The sequence below is a fragment of the Streptomyces sp. WELS2 genome, from assembly GCF_013870595.1.
Classification (GTDB): domain Bacteria; phylum Actinomycetota; class Actinomycetes; order Streptomycetales; family Streptomycetaceae; genus Streptomyces.
The window spans coordinates 1-2,347 of sequence record NZ_JACBWZ010000899.1; the positions used below are offsets into that span (position 1 = coordinate 1).

At 67.8% G+C, this 2,347-nt stretch carries 2 protein-coding genes and 1 pseudogene; all 3 read right to left on the reverse strand.

Going from position 1 to position 2,347, the window contains the following annotated elements:
• Nucleotides 1–234: pseudogene (locus H5J33_RS31455) on the reverse strand (hypothetical protein); the annotation flags it as partial.
• The gene (besC, locus tag H5J33_RS31460; protein ID WP_181798157.1) at nucleotides 231–998 is read right to left on the reverse strand and encodes a 4-chloro-allylglycine synthase BesC; all 768 of its coding nucleotides are present in this window, start codon (nucleotides 996–998) and stop codon (nucleotides 231–233) included. The gene besC and the pseudogene H5J33_RS31455, both read right to left, overlap by 4 nt.
• A gap of 77 nt (nucleotides 999–1,075) precedes the next feature.
• Nucleotides 1,076–1,768, reverse strand: a complete 693-nt coding sequence (gene besD / locus H5J33_RS31465; RefSeq protein ID WP_258565538.1) for an L-lysine 4-chlorinase BesD — start codon at nucleotides 1,766–1,768, stop codon at nucleotides 1,076–1,078.
• Between the last annotated feature and the right edge of the window lie 579 nt (nucleotides 1,769–2,347).

Genomic DNA, 2,347 nt, shown 5'->3' on the forward strand with positions numbered 1-2,347 from the left:
CTCCCGGGCGGCCAGCTCCGCCACCCGGACCACGTAGGGGTGGGGACGGAAACGCGGGTAGCCCCAGGAGATGCGGCTCAGGGTGGCCGCGTCGTTCGACTCGTATCCGACGACCGACGCCACGTCGGGGATCGAGACGGACACCGAGTGCACGGAGCCGGGGACGGGCCGGCCGGCGGCGATGTGCCGCAGGCCGTCGGCCGGCCCGGTGGTGCCGGATACCGCCCGGCTCATGCGTCGAGGCCCACGAGCCGCTGCACGCCGTCCCAGTAGTCCTCCACCAGTCCGAGGAACTCGTAGGCGCCCGCCTCGAACTCGGCGCGGGTGGCGGGTGAGTGGACGTAGGGCGCGATGGCGTTGAAGACGGAGTTGCTGTGCCCCACCTCGACGTCGATGTGCAGCTGCCAGAAGTGGCGCAGGCCGTCGTCGTACCCCTGGTTGCGCAGCCCGTCGTTGATCTTCGACACCATGATGGACGACATGGTCTCGTCGGCGTACAGCGCGCCGAGGGCCTTGTGGATCGGCGACTCGGTGTACAGCACCCGGATGCCGTCGTTGAGCCGCTTGGTGACCTCCAGCGGCTCGTAGGCGTCGAGGTGCTCCTTGTCGATGCCGATCCGGGCGAGGAAGTCGGCGAAGAGGGTGGAGTGCGTGGGGTCGCCGCCGACCTCGTCCGCGACGTTCAGGATGATCTCCCGCAGGATCATCTCGTCCCGCGTCTTGACCGCCATTCCCGTGATGTAGAACGGGAGGTAGCGGAAGAAGTAGTAGCACTCGCTGTACATCAGGCGCTCCTGCTCGGGGGTGAGCGCCGTGGTGCGGTAGGCGTTCAGGTACGGGTGCTCGACGCCGCGGTGCGAGGCGATTTTCGCGAGCACGCCGTCCAGGTAGTCCTTGATCTCCGGGTCCTGTACGGCGATCCGCCGGCGGATTCCCGGCTCCACGTGGTCGAAGTGGTCGGCCAGCGGCTTGGTTTCCGGGGTGTTCAGGTCGGTCATGGTGATCCCTCGTCGCGGGGAGAAGCGGGGGAAAGCTCGGTGCCGGGCCCTTGCCGGGTCCCGGGTACGGTGGCCGGTCAGTCGTCCAGGGCGGCGGCCGCCGGCACGTCGGCGTCCTCCCACCAGCGGTCGTCGCCCTCCAGCTCGCGCCGCAGGTCCCGCTCGCCCGCCCAGGTCATGTTCAGGATGATGCGGGTGGTGTCCTCGCGCAGCGGAACCGTGCGGTGGAGCGTGGTGTCGGTGCGCAGGAAATACACGTCACCCGACTCGAAGTGGTACGTGTGGATGGGATTGTCGACGAGATACTGGTGGATCCCCGGATCGGACTTGTCCCACTCCGTGTGCGGTACGCACTGGAGCATGCCGCCGATGTCGATGGGCGGGGCCTGGAGCACCCAGATGAGGGCGAAGCTGAAATCGCCCCAGTGCCAGCCGTGCGTGTCCCCGCTCTTCTCCTGCCGGGTGATGAGGAATTCCTCGTCGGCCTTGGGGCAGGGGTGCAGTTTCTCGCCGGCTATGCGCTCCAGCGCGCCGATGAGTTCCGGATTCGCGTAGATCGAGGTGACCAGCCCGCTGTTGCCCGCGATCGTCTCGCTCTGCACCACGGACATCGAGCGGCGGGTGTATCCGGTGGTCTGAAGGCGGAGATCACGCCGTTCGGCGTATTTCTCCAGCAGCCGGTCCGCCTCCGCCCGCACGTTCTTGCGGACGTCTTCCCGAATCAGATCGGTGACGGTGACGATTCCGTACCGGTGGTAGTGATGCGCCATACGGCGGAGTGCGCTCTGCTCCAGGGGATTGACGACAGTGCTTTCCTGCCCATTGCTGCTCACGGTGATCTCCCATGCTCGGCTGGGGATTTCGTGCTCGGCGAAGTCGACGCGCGTCTGGGCCCGGTGAAGACTCCTGATGAGGCTAGATAGGGTCCAGAGCCTGATCAACGGGTCCGGAATCGGAAGGCGCGGTTTACGGCCAAGAGCATCCGCGGGAACAGAAACGATCAGAGAAAACGCAGGCCGGCGGACCGGCGGTGGTGACATGGACCACTCGGGGAATTCTCCCGGACCGCCGGCCGGTCCGCACAGTCGGCATCGCACGGGACTCGAGGGGCCGCTGTGACCGGGTTGATTGGCCCGATGCGTCCGGCCCCGTCTGCCCAGCACAGGGGCCCATATGCCGACGGCATGGGCCCATATGCCCAGGACACGGGACCGGCCCCGGCTAGCCCAGCGCGCGGCCCAGCACCCACACCACCGGGGCCGCCGCCGACAGCGGCAGGGCGACGCCCGCGGTGAAGTGCACGAAGCGGGACGGGTAGTCGTAGCTCGCCACCCGGTGGCCGATCAGCG

Bases quoted from the DNA above. Each gene is read 5' to 3' on its own strand.
- besC (WP_181798157.1), bottom strand. From the start codon at position 998: ATGACCGACCTGAACACCCCGGAAACCAAGCCGCTGGCCGACCACTTC.
- besD (WP_258565538.1), bottom strand. From the start codon at position 1,768: ATGGCGCATCACTACCACCGGTACGGAATCGTCACCGTCACCGATCTG.